We start from the raw sequence: 18,551 nt of genomic DNA on the forward strand, positions 1-18,551 counted from the left end.
TGGTAAGCGGTCGTACGCTGAGCGTGTCAAGAATCTTTTACATCGGAGGCGTCGTGGTCTACGAAGAGCGCAATGCGTGGGCGGGACTCATCGTGAGCCCCATCGTGATGGTCGTCTACGTCGTGCTGGTGCTCCAGCAGGCCGGGGGCGGACCGCTCACCGACGTCGACTGGTTCCCGCTCATGCTGTGGGTGATCGGCGGCGGCATCGTCGCGACGATCCTGCTCAGCGTGGTGTGGGGCATCATCGCCGGGATGAGCGATCCCGACGGGGTCGGCCGCTCCGACATCCGCGACCGCGACATCAGCCGCATGGGTGGGCGGGTGGAGCAGGCCTTCATCGTGATCGCCGGCCTCGGGGTGATCGCGCTGTGCGCTGTCGGGGCCGACGTCTTCTGGATCGCGAACACCATGTTCGCGGGCTTCGCGGTAGCCGCGCTCGTCGGCGGTGTCGCCAGGGTGATCGCCTACCGGCGAGGCCTCGTCTGATGGTCAAGCCCACTCTCGTCTCCAACACCATCCGCGCTCATCGCGAGCAGGCCGGTCTCACCCAGGCCGAGCTCGCCCGCACGGTCGGGGTGACGCGACAGACGCTCATCGCGATCGAACAGCAGAAGTACTCGCCGACGCTCGAACTCGCCTTCCAGATCGCCCGTGCGTTCGGCGTGGGCCTCGACGACATCTTCGAGTACCCCGACACGTCAGGAGCAGCATCATGAGCCGGTCGATGACGGCGTGGCGGCGAGAGACCTACGGGCCGGCCGACGGTGTGACCCTCGAGCGCATCCCGGTCCCGGTGCCCGGTCGCGGCGAAGTGCTGCTGCGGGTGCACGCGACGGCTCTGAACGCGGGCGATGTGCGCCTCCTGCTCGGTGATCCGCTGCTCGTGCGACCGGTGTTCGGACTCACCCGCCCGAAGCATCCGGTGCGCGGCATGGAGGTCGCCGGCACAGTGGTCGCCGTGGGGCCGGACGTCGTCGGCGCCGAGATCGGTGAGGAGGTCGTCGGCGAGCTGGTCGGTGGCGGCGGTCTCGCCGAGTACGTATGCGTTCCCGCAGCACGGCTCGTGCTGATCCCCACCGACATCGCGGCAGAGACCGCTGCCTGCCTGCCGGTCGCCGGTGGTACCGCCTGGCAGGCGCTCGACCTCGCCGGGGTCGGGCTCGCAGACGTTGGCCACGCGGCGGGTGGGGCGCCGCGCGTGCTGATCATCGGTGCATCCGGAGGTGTCGGCACGTTCGCCGTGCAGCTCGCGACTCTCCGCGGAGCCGAGGTATGGGCGACCTGTCGCGACCGCAACGCGCCGCTGATCGAGCAGCTCGGCGCGGTGCGCACGTTCGACCACAGGGAGTCGCCGTTGAGCACGCTCGCGGACGGCCGATTCGACGCGATCATCGACATCGCGGGAGGGATGCCGCTGCGCGAGCTGAAGCGTCTCGTCGTTCCCGGCGGCACAGTCGTGCTGGTCACCGGCGACGGCGGCCATGTGCTCGGCCCCGTCCCACGGATGCTGCGCGCGGTGTTCCTGTCGATCGGCTCGCGGAGCATCCGACCGCTCGCCGCGACGCCACGCCCCGAGGTGCTGGCGAAGCTGCTCGACCTCGTGGCCGAAGGGCGGATCGTCCCCGTCATCGAGCGCGAGTATCCCTTCGCCGAGGCATCGGCGGCTCTCTCCCGACTGGAAGCCGGCCACACGGTGGGCAAGCTCGTGGTCGCCGGCACCGCGGTCTGAGCGTTCATCGGCGGTGTTCTGGTGCCGCACCGACAGTGGTGTGGCGGAGCACCCCCCCACCGCGCTCTGGCGGTGCACAGGGGGCGGGTGACAGAATGGACCCCGGCGTGCCCGAGTCGCATCTTCCCCGACGCCCGCTCGATCGAGCGAAGGGTCGAAGGACCGCCGGGCCCCTGGACAGCGTCCGCCGCGCCCGTCCTCCGAGGAGAGCTCCCATGTCGACGCCTGAAGCCGCCGTCTCCACCGCCCCCGCCCGCACCGCGCACCACCGCCACTACCTGATGTGCAAGCCGGAGCACTTCACCGTCAACTACTCCATCAATCCGTGGATGGAGCCGTCGAAGCCCACCGACACCGCGAAGGCGGTCGCGCAGTGGCAGAAGCTCCACGACCTGTACGTCGAGCTGGGCCACGACGTCGAGCTCATCGAGCCGCTCGCCGGATACCCCGACATGGTCTACACGGCCAACGGCGGGTTCCTCATCGACGGCCGCGCCTATGTGCCCGAGTTCCGCTTCGTCGAGCGCCAGGGCGAGGCTCCCGCCTTCGCCGATTGGTTCCGCGGCGCGGGCTACGACACCGTGATGCCGAAGGAGGTCAACGAGGGCGAGGGCGACTTCCTGCTCGTCGGTGACGTGATCCTCGCCGGCACCGGCTTCCGCTCGACCGGCGACAGTCACCGCGAGGTCGGCGAGGTCTTCGGCCGCGAGGTCGTGTCGCTCAACCTGGTCGACCCGCGCTTCTACCACCTCGACACCGCGATCGCCGTGCTCGATCCGGTGCAGGGTCTCGAGAACGGCGGCCCCGAGCACGCGAACATCGCGTACCTCCCCGGTGCCTTCGATGACGCGAGCCGCGCCGAGCTCGAGAAGCGCTTCCCCGACGCGATCCTGGTGTCGGACGAGGACGGCTCGGTGTTCGGCCTGAACTCGGCGAGCGACGGCTACAACGTGATCATCTCCCCGCGCGCGAAGGGCTTCGAGAAGCAGCTGCGCGAGCGCGGTTACAACCCGATCATGATCGACCTTTCCGAGCTGCTGCTCGGCGGCGGCGGCATCAAGTGCTGCACGCTCGAGCTTCGGGGCGCGAAGTGACCGCGCTGGAGGCAGGCGCCGATGTGAACACCGAGCCGCACGTCGCACACAACTACCACCCGCTGCCCGTGAACATCGCCCGCGCAGAGGGCGCGTGGGTGACGGATGTCGAGGGCAAGCGCTACCTCGATCTGCTCGCCGCGTATTCCGCCGTGAACTTCGGACACCGGCACCCGGCACTCGTCGCCGCGCTCACCGAGCAGCTCGGGCGGGTCACGCTCGTCAGCCGTGCGTTCCAGAGCGACCGCCTCGAACCGTTCGCCGCGGCGCTGGCGGAGCTCGCCGGCAAAGACCTCGTGCTGCCGATGAACACCGGTGCCGAAGCCGTCGAGACCGGCATCAAGGTCGCCCGCGCGTGGGGCTACCGCGTCAAGGGCATCGCCGAGGGCAGGGCACGCATCATCGTCGCGGCCGGGAACTTCCACGGACGCACGACCACGATCGTCAGCTTCAGCGACGACGAGCAGGCGCGCGACGACTTCGGGCCCTACACGCCCGGCTTCGACGTCGTGCCGTACGGCGACGCGGACGTCATCGCCGCAGCCATCACCGACGACACTGCCGCCGTGCTCGTGGAGCCGATCCAGGGCGAGGCAGGGGTCGTGATCCCGCCGGAGGGATACCTGCGCCGCATCCGCGAGATCTGCGATGAGAAGAACGTGCTGTTCATCGCCGACGAGATCCAGGCCGGTCTCGGTCGCGTGGGAGAGACGTTCGCATGCGACCGCGAAGGCGTCGTGCCCGACCTGTACCTGCTCGGTAAGGCTTTGGGCGGCGGCATCCTCCCGGTCTCGGCCGTGGTCGGCGACTCCGATGTGCTCGGTGTGATCCGTCCCGGCGAGCACGGCTCGACGTTCGGCGGCAACCCGCTCGCCGCAGCCGTGGGCCTGCGCGTCGTCGAGATGCTGCAGACGGGGGAGTTCCAGGAGCGCGCCCGTGCGCTGGGAGCCCATCTGGAGCAGGCGCTGCAGCCGCTGATCGGCCACGGCGTCACGGCCGTGCGCATCGCGGGACTCTGGGCCGGAGTCGACATCGACCCCGCGAAGGGCACAGGGCGGGAGATCGCCGAGAAGCTGCTCGAACGCGGCGTGCTGGTGAAGGACACGCATGGACAGACGGTGCGCATCGCGCCGCCGCTGGTGATCCGTGCGACCGAGCTCGACTGGGCGGTGGAGCAGCTCAAGCTCGTGCTGGGCGCCTGACCGACCCGCCGACACGGACAGCGCCACCGCTGTCACGGCCGTCGACTGGGGATGAGACGGCTGGCGGTGGCGCTGTCCTCGTGCCGCTCAGGCCGGTGGGGAATCCGGGTCGAGCGTCTTGAGGGTGTCCTCTTCGGCGGCGTTGTCGGCGTCGAGCTGGTCCTCGGTGTTCTCGTCGCCGCCGAGGGCCGCACGATGGCCCTGGCCGGCGTCGCCCTGGATGGCTCCTCCGGTGGACTCGCCGCGCGAGGCATCACCCTGGATGGCTCCGCCGGTGCCGTCGCCCTGGCCGGAGTCCTCGTCCGGTGCTCCGACTCCGGGTGCGCCCTCTGCCGGGTCCTGCGGGTGGGGGGTGCGTTCCGTGTTCTCGTCCATGCGACGACGCTACGTCGGGTGCGGCCCTCCGCAGAGGGCATTGACAAACAGGCCGAGGATGCTCAGTCGTCGGGGTCGCGCCGCTTGGCGGTGCGGATCGGCGTGGTCACGGCGGCCTCGTCGCTGAACTCGATCGGGTCGACCTCGATCACGCTGAGCGGGCGGGTCTCGTCGAGTGTGAGCAGGAAGCGGCGGTTCTCGTCGCGTCGCAGGCGCCCGGACGTCGCCACCCAGATCACGCCGATCGCACAGGCGACGAATCCGGCCGTGCCGCCGAGCATGATCGCAGCGCGCGGCCCGAACGTGTCGGCGACCCACCCCGCGATCGGAGCGCCCACCGGGGTCGAGCCCATGATCACCGCCATGTAGAGCGCGAGCACACGGCCGCGCAGGGCGGGATCGGTGGTGATCTGCACGTAGCCGTTGGCGGTGGTGAGCAGCGTCACGATCATGAAGCCGGTGAACGTCAGGGTCACGGCGTACGACGCGTAGCTGGGCATCACGGACGACACGAAGGCGGCGATCCCGAACCCGCCAGCAGCCAGGATCACCACCCGTACCCGGGCCCGGTCGCGACGTGCGGCCAGCAGGGCGCCGATCAGCGACCCGATGGCCAGCACCGAGCTGAGCACACCGTATCCGTCGGCTCCCGCACCGAACTCGAGTGCCATGGTCGAGGCGAAGATCGGGAAGTTCATGCCGAAGGCGCCGATCAGGAAGACCGTGACGAAGACGACCTTCAGGTCGCTGCGTCCCCATACGTACCGGAAGCCGGCTGCCAGGCCACCGCGGCTGCGGTTCTTCAGCCGAGGGGCGAGCAGGCTGCGCCGCATCAACAGGAGCGCGAGGAGCATCGCCAGGAAGGTCGCGGCGTTCACGATGAACACCCAGCCCGAGCCGATCGCCACGATCAGCAGGCCTCCGACGGCCGGTCCCACCATGCGGGCGAGGTTGAACGACGCCGAGTTGAGGGCCACTGCGTTCGAGGTGTCTCCGGTGGAGACCATGTCCGAGACGAACGCCTGCCTGGCCGGGGCGTCGAAGGCGTTCACGATGCCGAATCCGAGGGCGAACCCGAACATCATCGGCAGCGTCATGAGGTCGTTGAGCAGCAGCACACCGACCGCGATGGCCAGGGCCAGCAATGCCGACTGTGTCGCGAAGAGGATGTGCCGGCGGTCGAAGCGGTCGGCCACCCACCCCGTCATGCTCACGAGCACGAGGGGAGGCCCGAACTGCAGGGCCATGGTGACGCCCATCGCCGTGGCGTCGTTGTCGGTGAGCTCGGTGAGCACCACCCAGTCCTGCGCGGTGGCCTGCATCCATCCGCCGACGTTGGAGATCAGGGCGCCCGCGAACCAGATCCGGTAGTTGATGTTCGCGAACGAGCGGAACATGGCGCTCATCTCTCCACCACCCGCCGCATCAGGGCGCTCGCTTCGCGCAGTGTGGTCAGCTCGGCCTCGGTGTAGTCGACCTCGCGCAGCATGTCGGCCAGCAGCTCGTCGCGCCGGCGGATGGTCTCGACCACGATCTCGGCACCGGCCGGGGTGATGTCGACCTGCACGCGTCGCCGGTCGTCCTCGTCGGGGGTGCGCACGACGAAGCCCTGTTCCTCGAGGCCGTTGATCGTGCTCGTCATCGACGGCGCGGTCACGCGTTCGCGTTCGGCGAGGGTCGAGACCGTGCGTCGGCCGTTCATGCGCAGGTCGGCGAGCACCGCCAGCTGCGCGTCGCTCATCGAGTCGGCGGCGCGGGCGCAGCGGAGGCGGCGGGCCAGCCGGAACGTGGCCATGCGAAGGTCTGTGGCGGTGAGGCGGAGGGATTCATCAGACGCAGACATTACTTAGATAGCCTATCTAATTTTCCGGATGCCGTCGCGGCAGCGGGCACAATGGAGGGGTGCCCCGAACGCTCGCCTTGGAAATCGCCGTGCAGGACCCCGCCGGAGTGCGCATCGCCAAGGAGGTCGGCGCGGCACGCGTCGAGCTCGCGACGGCTCTCGCCCTCGGTGGACTCACCCCGTCGCCCGCGACGATCGAGCTCGCCGTCGAGACGGCAGGGGTCGATGGCCCCGAGGTGCACGTGCTGATCCGCCCGCGCGCGGGCGGCTTCCACTATGACGACGACGAACTCGCCGTGGCCGAGCTCGATGTGCGCCGCGCGATCGCCGCCGGTGCTGCGGGCGTGGTCATCGGCGCCCTCGACGCCGAGGGGCGACTCGACCTGTTCGCCATGGCGCGCCTCCGAGATGCCGCAGCCGGCGCACCCGCGACGCTGCACCGCGCGATCGACGTGACGGCCGATCCGGTCGCGACGCTGCGAAGCGCCCGCGAGCTGGGCCTGCGTCGGGTGCTCACCTCGGGGGGAGCGTCGGCCGCGATCGACGGCATCGACACGTTGCGTGCGCTCGTCGCGGCCGCAGAGGGCGAGATCGAGATCATGGCGGGCAGCGGCGTCGATGTGGCGAGCGCTCCGCTGCTCGCAGCCGCGGGCGTGGACGCGATCCATTTCTCCGCGAAGCGTGCCGTGAACGAAGACGGCGGCGTGCGGATGGGGTCGGCCTCCGACGGGGTCGGCGGCTACGAGGTGACCGATCGCGACACCGCCTTCGCGATCCGCGACGCCCTCGCGCGGTAGCCGCCTCTTCCGGTGATGGGTAGGCTCGCAGCGTGATGGATACCCGCGAGTTCACCGATGCCTATGGTGTCGACATCGTCTACGACGTCCATCCCGCCGAGGGGACCCCGCGCGGCGTGGTGCAGCTGCTGCACGGCGTCGGAGAGCATGCAGGGCGGTACGGTGCGCTGATCACCGCGCTCACGGCTGCCGGATTCCACGTCTACGCCGACGACCACCGCGGTCATGGCCGCACCGGCATCCGCCAGCACGGCGGCCCGGAGAAGCTCGGCCGTCTGGGCAAGGGCGGGCTGCGTGCGGCCGTGGAAGCCGTCTGGCAGCTGACGGGCATCATCCGCGAGGAGAATCCCGATCTGCCGCTCGTGCTGCTCGGGCACTCGTGGGGATCGTTCCTCGCACAGATGCTCGTCAACGAGCACCCGGACGCGTGGGACGCCGTGATCCTGTCCGGCTCTGCCCTGCGCATGCCGGGCTCACTGAACGCCGCTCCGCTGAATGCGCGCTGGGCAGGTGAGGGCGCGACCGGGCTGGAGTGGCTCAGCCGAGACCCCGCCGTGTGGACCGCGTTCGACGAGGATCCGCTGACCACCGATGTGCCGCTGCTCAAGCTGTTCGGCCCGATCGAGGCGGCGAAGCTGTACGGCCGCCCTGCCAAGGACCTGGGGCACGACATCCCGATGCTCCTGCTGGTCGGGCGGGACGACCCGGTGGGCGGACCGCGCAGCGTGCACAAGCTCGCCGACGAGTACCGCAACCGTTCAGGTCTCACCGACGTCACCACGCTCGTCTACCCCGACGCGCGCCACGAGATCTTCGCGGAGCTGCAGCAGGACGAGGTGCGCGCCGACGTGCTCGCCTGGCTCGACACGCACATCCCCGCACGCTGAGCTCCCGGCTCCACCGCCGAGACCCATGCTCCTCGGCCACACCCACTGTGGCGACCGCTCGCCGCGGTGGGTCTCGGCGGGGAGCGTGGGTCTGGGGCGAGATGTTCCCGCGTGGTGCGGATGTAACGCGACGTTACGCGCGGTGAAGGCGTGTGACACGGGCGTCTCGCGCGCCGCGGGGTCACCGTAGATTCGGGGCAATATTCCGCGCATGAGCGAGGAGTGCCCCGCTCGGCGGCACCCCGCACGGGAGGGAGCGCTCCGATGAGCTTCGTGAAGGACTGGCAGGACTGGCACGCGTCCAGGGAGCGGTACGCGGGCTCGGAGTACGGCCCGTCGGCACTCGAGTCGACGAACTGGCTCATCACGGAGGCCGCGGCCGTGGACGGCATCCCCGGGCTCTGGGCGCTCACCGGCGACGGCGGCATCCGCGGCAGCGAGCTGGGCCAGGCGGGATCCACCGTCACGCTGCGGGGCACGCAGAGCATCCGGCTCGGGCGCCGCGAGCTGCGCGTGTTCGAGCGCCACGGCACGATAGCGCTGCGTGTGCTGAATCCGGCTCGTCCGCAGCGCGAGTGGTTCACCGCGATCGATGCCTATGCCCCCGACGAGCGCTGGCGTCTGCCGGCTGTCTTCGAGGAGACACCCGACGAGCAGATCGTGATCACGTCGGTCGACGGCGATGCGCGGGAGACGCCCGTCGCCGGTCGGCTGCGCTTCGAGCTGGCGGGTGCGCCGCAGACGCTCACCGTGACCCGAGGTGCTCAGGGCGGGCTGAGCGCGGTGTTCGCAGACGGGACGAACGGCCTCGAGACCTACCGCTTCCGGTTCCTTCCGGTCGACGAACCGGCCGTGGACGGCACTGCCGTGATCGACTTCAACCGCGCCTATCTGCCGCCGTGCGCATTCTCCGACCAGTTCGTGTGCCCGCTGCCGCCCGCCGGGAATCGATACTCGACCCCGATCCGCGCGGGTGAGCGCGTCGTCGTGCTCGGAGGCTGACCCGCCGTAACAGGGGCCGCGCGCCTTAAGCTGGAACCGTGCACGGTGAATACAAGGTCCCAGGTGGAAAGCTCGTCGTCGTCGACCTCGAGATCGAGGACGACCGGATCTCCCGCTTCCGGCTCGCCGGCGACTTCTTCCTCGAGCCCGACTCGGCGCTGGACGACATCAACGCCGCCGTCGACGGACTGCCCGTGGAATCGGACGCGACGGCGATCGCCGCAGCCGTCCGCGCCGCGCTGCCCGACGGGGCACAGCTGCTCGGGTTCACACCGGAGGCTGTCGGAACCGCGGTGCGTCGCGCACTCGTGACCGCCCCTGGGTGGCGCGACTTCGACTGGGAGATCGTGCACGAGAAGGCTGCGTCGCCACGCATGAACCTCGCGCTCGACGAGGTGCTCACCTCCCGCGTCGGCGAGGGGCGTCGCCGTCCCACCCTGCGCATCTGGGAGTGGGACCAGTCTGCCGTGGTGATCGGATCGTTCCAGTCGTACCGCAACGAGGTCGACCCCGAGGGAGCTGCGAAGCACGGATTCGACGTCGTCCGTCGTATCTCGGGCGGTGGGGCGATGCTCATGGCCGCGGGGCAGATCATCACCTACTCTCTGTACGTACCGGCTTCACTCGTGGCGGGGATGACCTTCGCCGACTCCTACGCCTTCCTCGACGACTGGGTGCTGCAGGCGCTGCGTTCGCTCGGCATCGATGCCGTCTACCAGCCGCTCAACGACATCGCGAGCCCGACCGGCAAGATCGGCGGCGCCGCCCAGAAGCGGTTGGCGAACGGCGGAGTGCTGCACCATGCGACCCTGTCGTACGACATCGACGGTCAGGTGATGACCGAGGTGCTGCGCATCGGACGGGAGAAGCTCAGCGACAAGGGAACCGCCTCTGCCGCCAAGCGCGTCGACCCGCTGCGCAGCCAGACCGGCCTCGAGCGCGCGGAGATCATCGAACGGTTCAAGGACACCTTCCGCTCGCTGACCGACGCCGAGACCGGGTCGATCTCGGCCGACGAGTACGCCGCCGCCGAGGCGCTCGTCGAATCGAAGTTCGCCACCGAGGCCTGGCTGCATCGGGTGCCGTGACGGCGCCGGCCCCTCACCTCCCCCCTGCGGCGGACACCCCTGACGTCGTGGCAGACACCGTATCCGTGTCAGAGCCGGTCGTGCCGGAGCCGGTCGTACCGCAGCCGGTCGTACCGGGCGCGGTGACGATCGTCGAGGGCGACAACGTCGCCGTCGCCGCGACCCTGCCTTCCGGTTCGTTCACGCTTGTGTACCTGGACCCGCCGTTCAACACCGGCCGCACGCAGGAGCGGCAGGTGGTGACCGCACGGCGGATGTTGGCAACTCCTCAAGAACCGGTGCCGGCCACGGAACCGGTCCCGGGGATCCACGACCTCGTGGGGGTGACCGGCACGGATCTGCGGAGTTCTTCACCGGAGCCGGGTGAGACCGCGCCGGCCGCTGACACCGAGGTGCGGCACGGCTTCCACGGACACGCCTATGAGCGGGTGCGCGGGATGCTGCGCGCCTATGACGACCGCTTCGACGACTACGGCTCCTTCCTGATGCCACGGCTCGAAGAGGCCTGGCGGTTGCTCGCCGACGACGGCACGCTGTACCTGCACCTCGACTACCGTGAGGCGCACTACGCGAAGGTCATGCTCGACGCGGTGTTCGGGCGGGACTGCTTCCTCAACGAGCTGATCTGGGCGTATGACTACGGCGCCAAGTCGCGCAGCCGCTGGCCCACCAAGCACGACACGATCCTGGTGTACGTGAAGAACCCTCGAGGGTACGTGTTCAACTCCGACGAGGTCGACCGCGAGCCGTACATGGCGCCTGGGCTCGTCACCGCCGAGAAGGCGGCGCGCGGCAAACTGCCGACCGACGTGTGGTGGCACACGATCGTGCCCACCACCGGTCGGGAGAAGACCGGCTATCCCACGCAGAAGCCCGAGGGGATCCTGCGGCGCATCGTCACGGCGTCGAGTCGTCCTGGCGACCGTGTGCTCGACCTCTTCGCGGGCAGTGGGACGACGGGAGCGGTGGCCTCGGCCCTCGGACGCGACGCCGTGCTGGTCGACGACAACCCCGAGGCCGTCAGGATAATGAAGACGCGGATGCCGCACGCCGAGGTGACGTCGCTTCGTTGAACCACACTCGGCCGGAGTAGCCGCGACCGTTCCGTCAGGAGGGGCGGAGCAGCACGAGGAACCGCTCGATCTCTGCCGCCATGTCGAGCGAGGGATCGAGCATCCACGCAGCCTGCAGCCCATCGGCCAAGGCATGCAGGGTGCGGACGACCCATGCCGGGTCGAGGTCGGCGCGGATCCGCCCCTGTTCCTGGTCGATGATGAGCTGAGCGCGGGTGAAGGTCTCGATGCGCTCGGTGCGCTCGCGGAAGTAGGCGTGGGCGGGGTGGGCAGGATCCCCGGCTTCGGCGGCCAACTGCGCGTAGAGCTGCACGAGACCGGGGACGGATGCGTTGTGACGGATGACCGCGAGGAACGCGGCCGAGGCGTCTTCGCCGGCGTAGTGCTGCTCGTCGCGGTCGTCTCTGGCGCGGAGGATCGCGACGAACAGCTCCTCCTTGCTGCCGAAGTAGTGCAGCAGGCCCGCCGGGCTGAGTCCGGCGGCGTCCGCGATCTCCCGGACCGACGCCTTGCGGTAGCCGTGCTCGGCCACGACGGCGAGTGCGGCGTCGAGGATCTCCTCGCGCTTGGCGACGCCCTTCGCGTATGCCCCCCGTGTAGCCATCGCTCCAGGGTAACCGTCACGCTCGGATCACAAAAACCAAACAACGTTCGTGAAACGCTTGCGCGGACAGTCGACGATCTGTCAGCATGTCCGACGAATACCAAACACCGTTTGGTATTGACCTGATCACGCTCACCGACCCGATCACGCTCAACGAGGAGCCGACATGTCCGTGTCCCCGCTCGACCCCGCCGCTGAAGTCGCCCCGACCGGCACCATCCGCGCCGTTCCGCCCGCCGCGGGGGAACCGGCGGCGAGTCCGCCCGCGAATCGGCGGCTGCTGCCCAGCCTGCTGATCGCCTCGCTGACCCTGTTCGCCACCTACGGCGGACTCATCGCGATCCTGCTGCCCAGCCAGGTACTGATGATCGACGAGGCGAACAAGGTCGGCAACCTCGCCGTCGTGACCACGATCTCCTTCGTCTTCACGCTGTTCGCGCAGCCGATCGTCGGGGCGTTGAGCGATCGCACGCGCTCGCGGTTCGGACGCCGGGTGCCGTGGATGGTGCTCGGCGCGATCATCGGCGGCATCTTCCTGTTCGGCATGGGCTCGTTGACCGACATCCTCTGGATCACGGTGTTCTGGGTCATCATCCAGGTGGCGCTGAACTTCTTCCAGGCTCCGCTGACGGCCATCACCGCCGACAGGTTCCCGCGGTCTAAGCGCGGCGGCGCGAGCGCGATGATCGGTATCGGCACGCAGGTCGGCATGACGGTGGGCATCATGCTCGCCGGGGCGTTCGCCGCGCAGATCGGCATCGGCTACGCGGCGTTCGGCGGTGCCGTGATCGTGGCGGCGCTGCTGTTCGCCGTGGTGAACCGCGACTGGTCGTCGAAGCACGCCGCGGTGGCCCCGTTCCGATGGGGCGCCTTCTTCCGGGGCTTCTGGATCGATCCGCGCCGCCACCCCGACTTCGCCTGGGCGTTCGGGGCGCGGTTCCTGCTGATCCTCGGCTACTTCGTCGTCAGCTCGTACCAGCTCTACATGCTCACCGACTACATCGGGCTGCCCCTGGCGGAGGCCCAGGGCGCCGTCGTCACGCTCACCCTCGTGGCCTTCATCCCGACCCTGGTCGCCATCGGTCTCTCTGGGTGGTGGAGCGACAGGGTCGGTCGCCGCAAGGTCTTCATCTACGCCGCATCCGTCGTGATGGTGGCAGGGCTGGCGATGCCGCTGCTGCAGCCGAACATGACCGGCATGATCCTGATGAGCATCATCAACGGGGTCGGCTTCGGGCTCTACATCTCGGTGGATGCAGCGCTGATGACCGAGGTGCTGCCGAACGAGGGCGTCTCCGCGGGGAAGGACCTCGGCATCCTGAACGTGGCGACCAACGTGCCGCAGGCCCTGAGCCCCGCGATCGGCGGTGTCATCATCACGGCGCTCGGAGGCTACGCGATGCTGTTCGTCTTCGCGATCGTGTTCGTGATCCTCGCCGCCGTGGCGACCGCGCCGATCAAGGGAGTGCGCTGATGACCGGGAATGACCGGGAGAATACTGTCATGACCGATACCGATTCCGAGACGACCGCCGACTTCGTCGAGGTGGCCACGGCCGCGGGACGAGTGCGTGGCCGCTGGCGTCCGACCACGGGAGGGCGGGGCAATCCCCGATCGGCGGCTTTCCTCGGAATCCCGTTCGCCGAAGCACCGATCGGTGCGCTGCGCTTCCAGGCGCCCGTGCCGAAGGCACCGTGGGAGGGCGTGCGCGATGCGCTCGAGTTCGCGGCGACCGCGCAGCGCGGAGACCCCGGCGTCACGCTCATCCCCGAGCCGAGCATCGAGGGTGACGCCACGCTCAACGTGAACGTGTTCACTCCGAACCCGAGCCGCGCGGGGCAGGAGGTCGGGCTCCCTGTGCTCGTGTGGATCCACGGCGGCGGCTACTTCGCGGGCTCGCCTGCCAGCCCCTGGTACGACGGCCGCAACTTCAACCGCGACGACGTCGTCACGGTCTCGCTCTCCTATCGGCTGGGCTTCGACGGCTTCGGCTGGATCGAGGATGCGCCCTCGAACCGTGGTGTGCGCGACTGGCTGCTCGCCCTCGAATGGGTGCAGCAGAACATCGCGGAGTTCGGCGGGGATCCGTCACGCGTCACGATCGCCGGACAGTCCGCGGGCGGCGGTGCGGTGCTCACCCTGCTCGGCATGGAGCAGGCGCAACACCTGTTCCACGGCGTCTACGCGATCTCGGGCGCGCTCGCCGATGTGAGTGCCACCCGGTCGGAGGCCTTCGGGCGTGCGCTCGCCGCGGCGGCGGGGGTCGAGCCGACCGTGGCTGGGTTCTCGTCGCTGCGCGAAGAACGCATCCTCGAACTGCAGAAGAAGGCCACGGAGCTCGGTCCCTCGTCCCTGGGCAGCGTGATCGACGAGGGGCTCCCACTCGGGCCGACGGTCGACGGTGATCTGCTGCCGCGCTCCACGCGCGAGGCTTTGCGGGCCGGCGTCGGCGCGGACAAGCCGCTCGTCCTCGGGGCGACGGACGACGAGTTCACGATGGTCCTCTCCGGGGCCGAGAAGAAGCTGCGCTGGGTGCCGAGGTCGCTCCTGCTGAACAAGCTGGGACTGCCGAAAGCCGTACGGAGGGAATACCTGGCCGCGAACGCCGACATCGCCGGCCTCGGCAAAGCGCGCCTGGGCGGGCGTCTGCTGACCGACCGGATGTTCCGGACGGCGCTGCTGAACGTGCTCGCCGACCGCGGCTCGGCACCCACCTGGCTGTACCGGTTCTCCTGGCCGTCAGGGCACTTCGGCTTCGCCGAGCACTGCCTCGACGTGCCGTTCTTCTTCGACTGCCTCGACGGCCCCGCCATGGAGCCACTCGCCGGACCGAACCCTCCGCAGGAGCTGGCTGACGAGGTGCACGGAGCGGCCGTCGCGTTCATCGCCGGAGGTGACCCCGGGTGGCCGCGCCATCGGGGTGCCGTGGGCATCGCCCGGGTCTACGACGTGCCGACGCGCGACGTCGCCGATGCCTACGCGTCCGTGCGTCCGCTGCTGCGCGCGACCTGATTCGAGAGCGCCCTCGGTGCGGACTCAGGCGACGTAGATCTTGCGGAGGGTATCGGTGACGGTCCAGGTCGTGCGCATTCCCTCGGCGAGACGCACGACGGAGCCGGGTCCGACCTCCAGATCGGGCAGCCCGGACGAGGCGAACGCGATCGTGGCGTGACCCGACAGCACCACGAACACCTCATCGGCCTCGGTGTCGGTCGCGGTGCCTGGCGTCATCTCCCAGACGCCGATCTCGATGCCGCCCAGCGTCGCCAGCTCGCGGATCGCGGTCGTCGGCGTGCCGGAGAGCACGTCGTCGGAGGGCAGCGGCTCATGCGCGAGGGGCAGGGCCCCGACATCCACCGCACTCCCCGCGGCGAGACCGTTCACGAGTCGAAGCCCATGCCGACGGCGTCGAGCGCCTTGAGGAACAGGTTGCGCCTGCCCTGGTTGTGGTCGGCCCGGTTCATGGCGGCGCGCACGAGATTGACGCCGATCGACGCCGCGGGCTCCGGCGGGAACGGGATGGGCTTCTCACGTACCATCCGAAGCTCCGTGCGCTCCGTCTGCTCCCCGGACAGCTTGTCGAGCATGACGTCGGCGGCGAAACGCGCCGCGCCGACCCCCAGGCCCGTGAAGCCGGTCGCGTACGCCACGCGTCCCTTGCGGGCGGTGCCGAAGAACGCGCAGAAGCGGCTCGACGAGTCGATGGCTCCCGCCCAGCGGTGCGTGAATCGGAGACCCTCCAACTGCGGGAAGGTCGTGAAGAAGTGGGAGGCGAGCTTGCGGTGGCTCTCGATGCGGTCCTCGTACTCCGCACGCACCTTACCGCCGAAATGGTAAATGGCGTCGTAGCCGCCGAACAGGATGCGGTTGTCCTCGGTGAGCCGGTAGTAGTGGAACTGGTTGGCGCTGTCGGCCAGACCCTGACGATTCGACCATCCGATGGATGCCAGCTGCGCGGTCGAGAGCGGCTCGGTCATCAGCACGTAGTCGTACACCGGAACGGTCATCAGCCGGTTGCGCTTGAGGAGCGAGGGGAAGACGTTGGTGCCGAGGGCGACGGCGTCCGCGACCACACGGCCGTCCGGAGTGACCAGGGTGATCGGACCGGACCCGTCGCCCTCGATCGCGCGGACGATGCTGTGCTCGTGGATGTCGACGCCGAGGTCGGCGGCCACGCGTGCCAGCTCGACGCCGAGCTTGGCGGGGTGCACCATGGCGCAGCCGTCGCGATCCCAGTCTCCGGCGAGGAAGGTCTCCGAGTGCACCTCGGCCTGCACGGCTTCGCGGTCGAGGAAGCCGGGCTCTTCGCGATACCAGTCCACCTGGTGCGGCTCGACGGCGACCGCCAGCTGACCCGTGCGCTCGAACTCCGCATCCATGCCGTACCGCTCGACCGTCTCACCGATCCCATCGAGGTTCGCGTGGCCCAGCTCCTCGAGCCGGTCGATCTCCTCCGGCCATCGGCTGACGCCGTTCTCATGGCCGTGGGTGAGGCTCGACTCGCAGAATCCGCCGTTGCGCCCGGAGGCGGCCCAGGCGATGCGCGAGGCTTCGAGCAGGACGACACGACGTTCAGGGTCGCGTTCCTTGGCGCGCACCGCGGTCCACAGTCCGGCGTACCCTCCGCCGACGATGGCGAGGTCGGCACGGACAGTGCCGTTCAACGGCGGGTGCGTCGGCCGCTCGACGTCGTCGAGCCAGAACACCCGCAGGGCGGTGTCCCGGAGCGAGGCGTCGATGACGCTCGCTGAAGGTCGTCGGCGTTCGAAGACGGTGGTGCCCATCGTTCTCTCCGTTCCTCGGAGGCGCGCCTCAGCGCGTGCCCCAGTTGTAGAGGTCCTTGTACAGGCCGGCGTAGAGCAGGCTCTCGGTGTGCGTGATGCCGGGGATCGTGCGGATGCGGGTGGCGATGAGTTCGATGAGGTGCTCGTCGTTCTCGCACACCGCCTCGACGAGGATGTCGAAGGTGCCGAGCGTCACGACCACGTAGGCCAGCTCAGGGATCGTTGTGAGCTCCTGCGCGATCTCGCGCGGGTTGCCGGAGACCCGGATGCCGATCATCGACATGCGGTGGAAGCCGAGCTGCATCGGATCGGTGACCGCCACGATCTGGATGATGCCCGCCTCGGTCATCCGCTGCACGCGCTGACGAGCGGCGGCCTCGCTCAGCCCGACCTCCCGCGCGATCTCGGCGTAGGGGCGGCGGCCGTCCTCCTGCAGCAGTTCGACGATGCGCTTCGAGATGTCATCAAGGGCAGGCTGGGACGGCTTCGTGCTCATGTGTCGATATTGTCAGTGGATGTGTGATCCCGCAACTGATTCAGTCGAATCTACGGGAGGTATCTTCAGATTCCGCAGGGATGTCGATACCATGACCCCATGTCGACTCATCTTCTGAAGGATTCAGCGCCGTTGCAGAACTTCATCGGCGGACAGTACGTGCCCGCACACGGCGCCGGTCGGATGCCGCTTCTGGATCCTGTCACGGAAGACGCGTACGGCGAGCTCCCGGTGTCGGACGTCACCGACGTCGATGCCGCCTACGCAGCTGCGGCTGCGGCCTTCCCGATCTGGCGCGACACCACGCCAGGGGAGCGGCAGCTGGCGCTCTTCCGCATCGCCGACGAGATGGAGTCGCGCGCAGACGAGTTCGCCGACCTCGAGTCGCAGGACACCGGCAAGCCGCGCGCGAGCCTGGTCTCGGACGAGATCATGCAGTCGATCGACCAGCTGCGCTTCTTCGCGGGTGCCGCCCGCAGCCTCGAGGGCAGGGCCGCGGGGGAGTACCTCGCCGGACACACCTCGTTCGTGCGTCGCGAGCCGGTCGGTGTGATCGGCCAGGTGACCCCGTGGAACTACCCGCTGAACATGGCGGTGTGGAAGATCGCGCCCGCGCTCGCCGCCGGCAACACGGTCGTGATTAAGCCCGCCGAGTCGACACCGCTCACGACGCTGCTTCTCGCCGAGATCGTCGCGCTTCACACGCCGGTGGGCACCCTCAACGTGGTGCTCGGCGACCGCGACACCGGTGTCGCCCTGGTGGAGCACCCCACGCCGCAGATGGTCGCGATCACGGGTTCGGTGCGGGCGGGCATGGCCGTCGCACGCTCGGCGGCGAACGACGTCAAGCGGGTGCATCTCGAACTCGGCGGCAAGGCTCCGGCGATCGTGTTCGCCGACGCCTCGATCGAGAAGGCCGTCGAGGGCATCACCACCGGCGCCTTCTTCAACGGCGGACAGGACTGCACCGCCGCCACCAGGGTGCTGGTGCACGCCTCACTCCACGATGAACTGGTCGCCGCGCTGGTCGCGAGGGCGCAGACGCACGCCCGCACCGGGGGGCCGCGCGAGGACGGTGTGCTCTACGGGCCGCTGAGCAGTGCGGCCCAGCTCGCGCAGGTGCAGGGCTTCATCGACCGCCTCCCCGCGCACGCGACGATCGAGACCGGTGGACGCCGCCGGGGAGATCGCGGCTACTTCTGGGAGCCCACCATCATCTCCGGTGTGCATCAGGACGACGAGGTCGTGCAGGGTGAGATCTTCGGACCCGTTCTCACGGTGCAGTCGTTCACCGAGGACGCCGAGGCCCTGGGGATGGCCAACGACGTGCCCTATGCGCTCGCCGCCTCGGTGTGGACGACCGATCATGCTCGAGCGATGCGCTTCTCGCGCGACCTCGACTTCGGGTGCGTATGGATCAACACGCACATCCCGTTCGTGTCGGACATGCCCCATGGCGGATTCAAGCACTCCGGCTACGGCAAGGACCTCTCGCAGTACGGCTTCGACGACTACACGCGCATCAAGCACGTGATGAGTGCGCTCGACTGAAGGGGCCGGCGAGGGGCCCCGGGC

20 protein-coding genes are annotated in these 18,551 nt (G+C 69.2%); 13 read left to right on the top strand and 7 right to left on the bottom strand.

Annotated features, from left to right (window positions below; translation table 11 throughout):
* Positions 1–23: 23 nt before the first annotated feature.
* The 5 genes from AAY78_RS06775 (at position 24) to rocD (ending at position 4,027) form a co-directional block, all read left to right on the top strand.
* On the top strand, positions 24–488 hold the full coding sequence (locus AAY78_RS06775) for a hypothetical protein (protein WP_230977797.1): 465 nt from the start codon (positions 24–26) through the stop codon (positions 486–488).
* Complete coding sequence (locus AAY78_RS06780; RefSeq protein ID WP_046747563.1) at positions 488–718, top strand: helix-turn-helix transcriptional regulator; 231 nt, start codon at positions 488–490, stop codon at positions 716–718. The genes AAY78_RS06775 and AAY78_RS06780 overlap by 1 nt, the downstream gene beginning before the upstream one ends.
* Positions 715–1,731 (top strand): NAD(P)-dependent alcohol dehydrogenase, encoded by a 1,017-nt coding sequence (locus tag AAY78_RS06785; protein ID WP_052748678.1) that lies wholly within the window; start codon positions 715–717, stop codon positions 1,729–1,731. Before AAY78_RS06780 ends, AAY78_RS06785 begins: the two co-directional genes overlap by 4 nt.
* A gap of 215 nt (positions 1,732–1,946) precedes the next feature.
* The gene (ddaH, locus tag AAY78_RS06790) at positions 1,947–2,825 is read left to right on the top strand and encodes a dimethylargininase (protein WP_046747564.1); all 879 of its coding nucleotides are present in this window, start codon (positions 1,947–1,949) and stop codon (positions 2,823–2,825) included.
* Complete coding sequence (gene rocD / locus AAY78_RS06795) at positions 2,822–4,027, top strand: ornithine--oxo-acid transaminase (protein WP_046747565.1); 1,206 nt, start codon at positions 2,822–2,824, stop codon at positions 4,025–4,027. Before ddaH ends, rocD begins: the two co-directional genes overlap by 4 nt.
* Positions 4,028–4,114: 87 nt before the next feature.
* Here rocD and AAY78_RS06800 read toward each other — a convergent pair whose 3' ends face one another.
* The 3 genes from AAY78_RS06800 to AAY78_RS06810 form a co-directional block, all read right to left on the bottom strand.
* Positions 4,115–4,402, bottom strand: a complete 288-nt coding sequence (locus AAY78_RS06800; RefSeq protein ID WP_045264425.1) for a hypothetical protein — start codon at positions 4,400–4,402, stop codon at positions 4,115–4,117.
* Between the two features lie 62 nt (positions 4,403–4,464).
* Positions 4,465–5,799 carry an MFS transporter gene (locus tag AAY78_RS06805; protein ID WP_082108607.1) on the bottom strand — a complete coding sequence of 445 codons (1,335 nt, stop codon included), beginning with the start codon at positions 5,797–5,799 and terminating at the stop codon, positions 4,465–4,467.
* A gap of 5 nt (positions 5,800–5,804) precedes the next feature.
* Positions 5,805–6,245: a MarR family winged helix-turn-helix transcriptional regulator gene (locus tag AAY78_RS06810; RefSeq protein WP_046747567.1), complete on the bottom strand. Its 441-nt coding sequence runs from the start codon at positions 6,243–6,245 to the stop codon at positions 5,805–5,807.
* 59 nt (positions 6,246–6,304) lie between these two features.
* Between AAY78_RS06810 and AAY78_RS06815 the strand changes: the two genes are divergently transcribed.
* The 5 genes from AAY78_RS06815 to AAY78_RS06835 all read left to right on the top strand — a co-directional run bounded on the left by AAY78_RS06815 (position 6,305) and on the right by AAY78_RS06835 (position 11,092).
* Entirely contained in the window at positions 6,305–7,042 is a 738-nt protein-coding gene (locus AAY78_RS06815) for a copper homeostasis protein CutC (protein ID WP_046747568.1), read from the top strand.
* Positions 7,043–7,077: 35 nt separating this feature from the next.
* Positions 7,078–7,929, top strand: coding sequence for an alpha/beta fold hydrolase (locus AAY78_RS06820; RefSeq protein WP_046747569.1), 852 nt, complete (start codon positions 7,078–7,080; stop codon positions 7,927–7,929).
* 264 nt (positions 7,930–8,193) lie between these two features.
* Positions 8,194–8,931 (top strand): DUF1684 domain-containing protein, encoded by a 738-nt coding sequence (locus tag AAY78_RS06825; RefSeq protein WP_046747570.1) that lies wholly within the window; start codon positions 8,194–8,196, stop codon positions 8,929–8,931.
* A 38-nt stretch (positions 8,932–8,969) separates the two neighbouring features.
* Positions 8,970–10,019, top strand: coding sequence for a lipoate--protein ligase family protein (locus AAY78_RS06830; protein WP_046747571.1), 1,050 nt, complete (start codon positions 8,970–8,972; stop codon positions 10,017–10,019).
* Positions 10,020–10,141: 122 nt separating this feature from the next.
* Complete coding sequence (locus tag AAY78_RS06835; protein ID WP_052748689.1) at positions 10,142–11,092, top strand: DNA-methyltransferase; 951 nt, start codon at positions 10,142–10,144, stop codon at positions 11,090–11,092.
* A gap of 34 nt (positions 11,093–11,126) precedes the next feature.
* Here the strand turns inward: AAY78_RS06835 and AAY78_RS06840 are convergent, their stop codons facing one another.
* Positions 11,127–11,696: a TetR/AcrR family transcriptional regulator gene (locus AAY78_RS06840; RefSeq protein WP_046747572.1), complete on the bottom strand. Its 570-nt coding sequence runs from the start codon at positions 11,694–11,696 to the stop codon at positions 11,127–11,129.
* A 166-nt stretch (positions 11,697–11,862) separates the two neighbouring features.
* On the opposite strand from AAY78_RS06840, the gene AAY78_RS06845 reads away from it, so the two are divergent.
* Positions 11,863–13,170 carry an MFS transporter gene (locus tag AAY78_RS06845; protein WP_046747573.1) on the top strand — a complete coding sequence of 436 codons (1,308 nt, stop codon included), beginning with the start codon at positions 11,863–11,865 and terminating at the stop codon, positions 13,168–13,170.
* A gap of 29 nt (positions 13,171–13,199) precedes the next feature.
* Positions 13,200–14,708 carry a carboxylesterase/lipase family protein gene (locus AAY78_RS06850; protein ID WP_046747574.1) on the top strand — a complete coding sequence of 503 codons (1,509 nt, stop codon included), beginning with the start codon at positions 13,200–13,202 and terminating at the stop codon, positions 14,706–14,708.
* A 24-nt stretch (positions 14,709–14,732) separates the two neighbouring features.
* Here the strand turns inward: AAY78_RS06850 and AAY78_RS06855 are convergent, their stop codons facing one another.
* From AAY78_RS06855 to AAY78_RS06865, 3 genes are read right to left on the bottom strand one after another with little or no spacing between them, the layout of a single operon-like run.
* Positions 14,733–15,080 (bottom strand): cupin domain-containing protein, encoded by a 348-nt coding sequence (locus tag AAY78_RS06855; protein ID WP_046747575.1) that lies wholly within the window; start codon positions 15,078–15,080, stop codon positions 14,733–14,735.
* Positions 15,077–16,480, bottom strand: coding sequence for an NAD(P)/FAD-dependent oxidoreductase (locus AAY78_RS06860; protein WP_046747576.1), 1,404 nt, complete (start codon positions 16,478–16,480; stop codon positions 15,077–15,079). Before AAY78_RS06860 ends, AAY78_RS06855 begins: the two co-directional genes overlap by 4 nt.
* Before the next feature lie 28 nt (positions 16,481–16,508).
* Positions 16,509–16,976, bottom strand: a complete 468-nt coding sequence (locus AAY78_RS06865) for an Lrp/AsnC family transcriptional regulator (protein WP_046747577.1) — start codon at positions 16,974–16,976, stop codon at positions 16,509–16,511.
* Positions 16,977–17,075: 99 nt separating this feature from the next.
* Here AAY78_RS06865 and AAY78_RS06870 point away from each other — a divergent pair, with 99 nt between their 5' ends.
* Positions 17,076–18,527, top strand: a complete 1,452-nt coding sequence (locus tag AAY78_RS06870) for a gamma-aminobutyraldehyde dehydrogenase (protein WP_046747578.1) — start codon at positions 17,076–17,078, stop codon at positions 18,525–18,527.
* The last annotated feature ends 24 nt before the right edge of the window (positions 18,528–18,551 follow it).

It is taken from the genome of Microbacterium sp. Ag1, from assembly GCF_001005635.1.
GTDB lineage: Bacteria > Actinomycetota > Actinomycetes > Actinomycetales > Microbacteriaceae > Microbacterium > Microbacterium oxydans.

Bases quoted from the DNA above. Each gene is read 5' to 3' on its own strand.
- AAY78_RS06780 (WP_046747563.1), top strand. From the start codon at position 488: ATGGTCAAGCCCACTCTCGTCTCCAACACCATCCGCGCTCATCGCGAG.
- AAY78_RS06785 (WP_052748678.1), top strand. From the start codon at position 715: ATGAGCCGGTCGATGACGGCGTGGCGGCGAGAGACCTACGGGCCGGCC.
- ddaH (WP_046747564.1), top strand. From the start codon at position 1,947: ATGTCGACGCCTGAAGCCGCCGTCTCCACCGCCCCCGCCCGCACCGCG.
- AAY78_RS06800 (WP_045264425.1), bottom strand. From the start codon at position 4,402: ATGGACGAGAACACGGAACGCACCCCCCACCCGCAGGACCCGGCAGAG.
- AAY78_RS06805 (WP_082108607.1), bottom strand. From the start codon at position 5,799: ATGTTCCGCTCGTTCGCGAACATCAACTACCGGATCTGGTTCGCGGGC.
- AAY78_RS06810 (WP_046747567.1), bottom strand. From the start codon at position 6,245: ATGTCTGCGTCTGATGAATCCCTCCGCCTCACCGCCACAGACCTTCGC.
- AAY78_RS06820 (WP_046747569.1), top strand. From the start codon at position 7,078: ATGGATACCCGCGAGTTCACCGATGCCTATGGTGTCGACATCGTCTAC.
- AAY78_RS06825 (WP_046747570.1), top strand. From the start codon at position 8,194: ATGAGCTTCGTGAAGGACTGGCAGGACTGGCACGCGTCCAGGGAGCGG.
- AAY78_RS06840 (WP_046747572.1), bottom strand. From the start codon at position 11,696: ATGGCTACACGGGGGGCATACGCGAAGGGCGTCGCCAAGCGCGAGGAG.
- AAY78_RS06845 (WP_046747573.1), top strand. From the start codon at position 11,863: ATGTCCGTGTCCCCGCTCGACCCCGCCGCTGAAGTCGCCCCGACCGGC.
- AAY78_RS06850 (WP_046747574.1), top strand. From the start codon at position 13,200: ATGACCGATACCGATTCCGAGACGACCGCCGACTTCGTCGAGGTGGCC.
- AAY78_RS06860 (WP_046747576.1), bottom strand. From the start codon at position 16,480: ATGGGCACCACCGTCTTCGAACGCCGACGACCTTCAGCGAGCGTCATC.
- AAY78_RS06865 (WP_046747577.1), bottom strand. From the start codon at position 16,976: ATGAGCACGAAGCCGTCCCAGCCTGCCCTTGATGACATCTCGAAGCGC.
- AAY78_RS06870 (WP_046747578.1), top strand. From the start codon at position 17,076: ATGTCGACTCATCTTCTGAAGGATTCAGCGCCGTTGCAGAACTTCATC.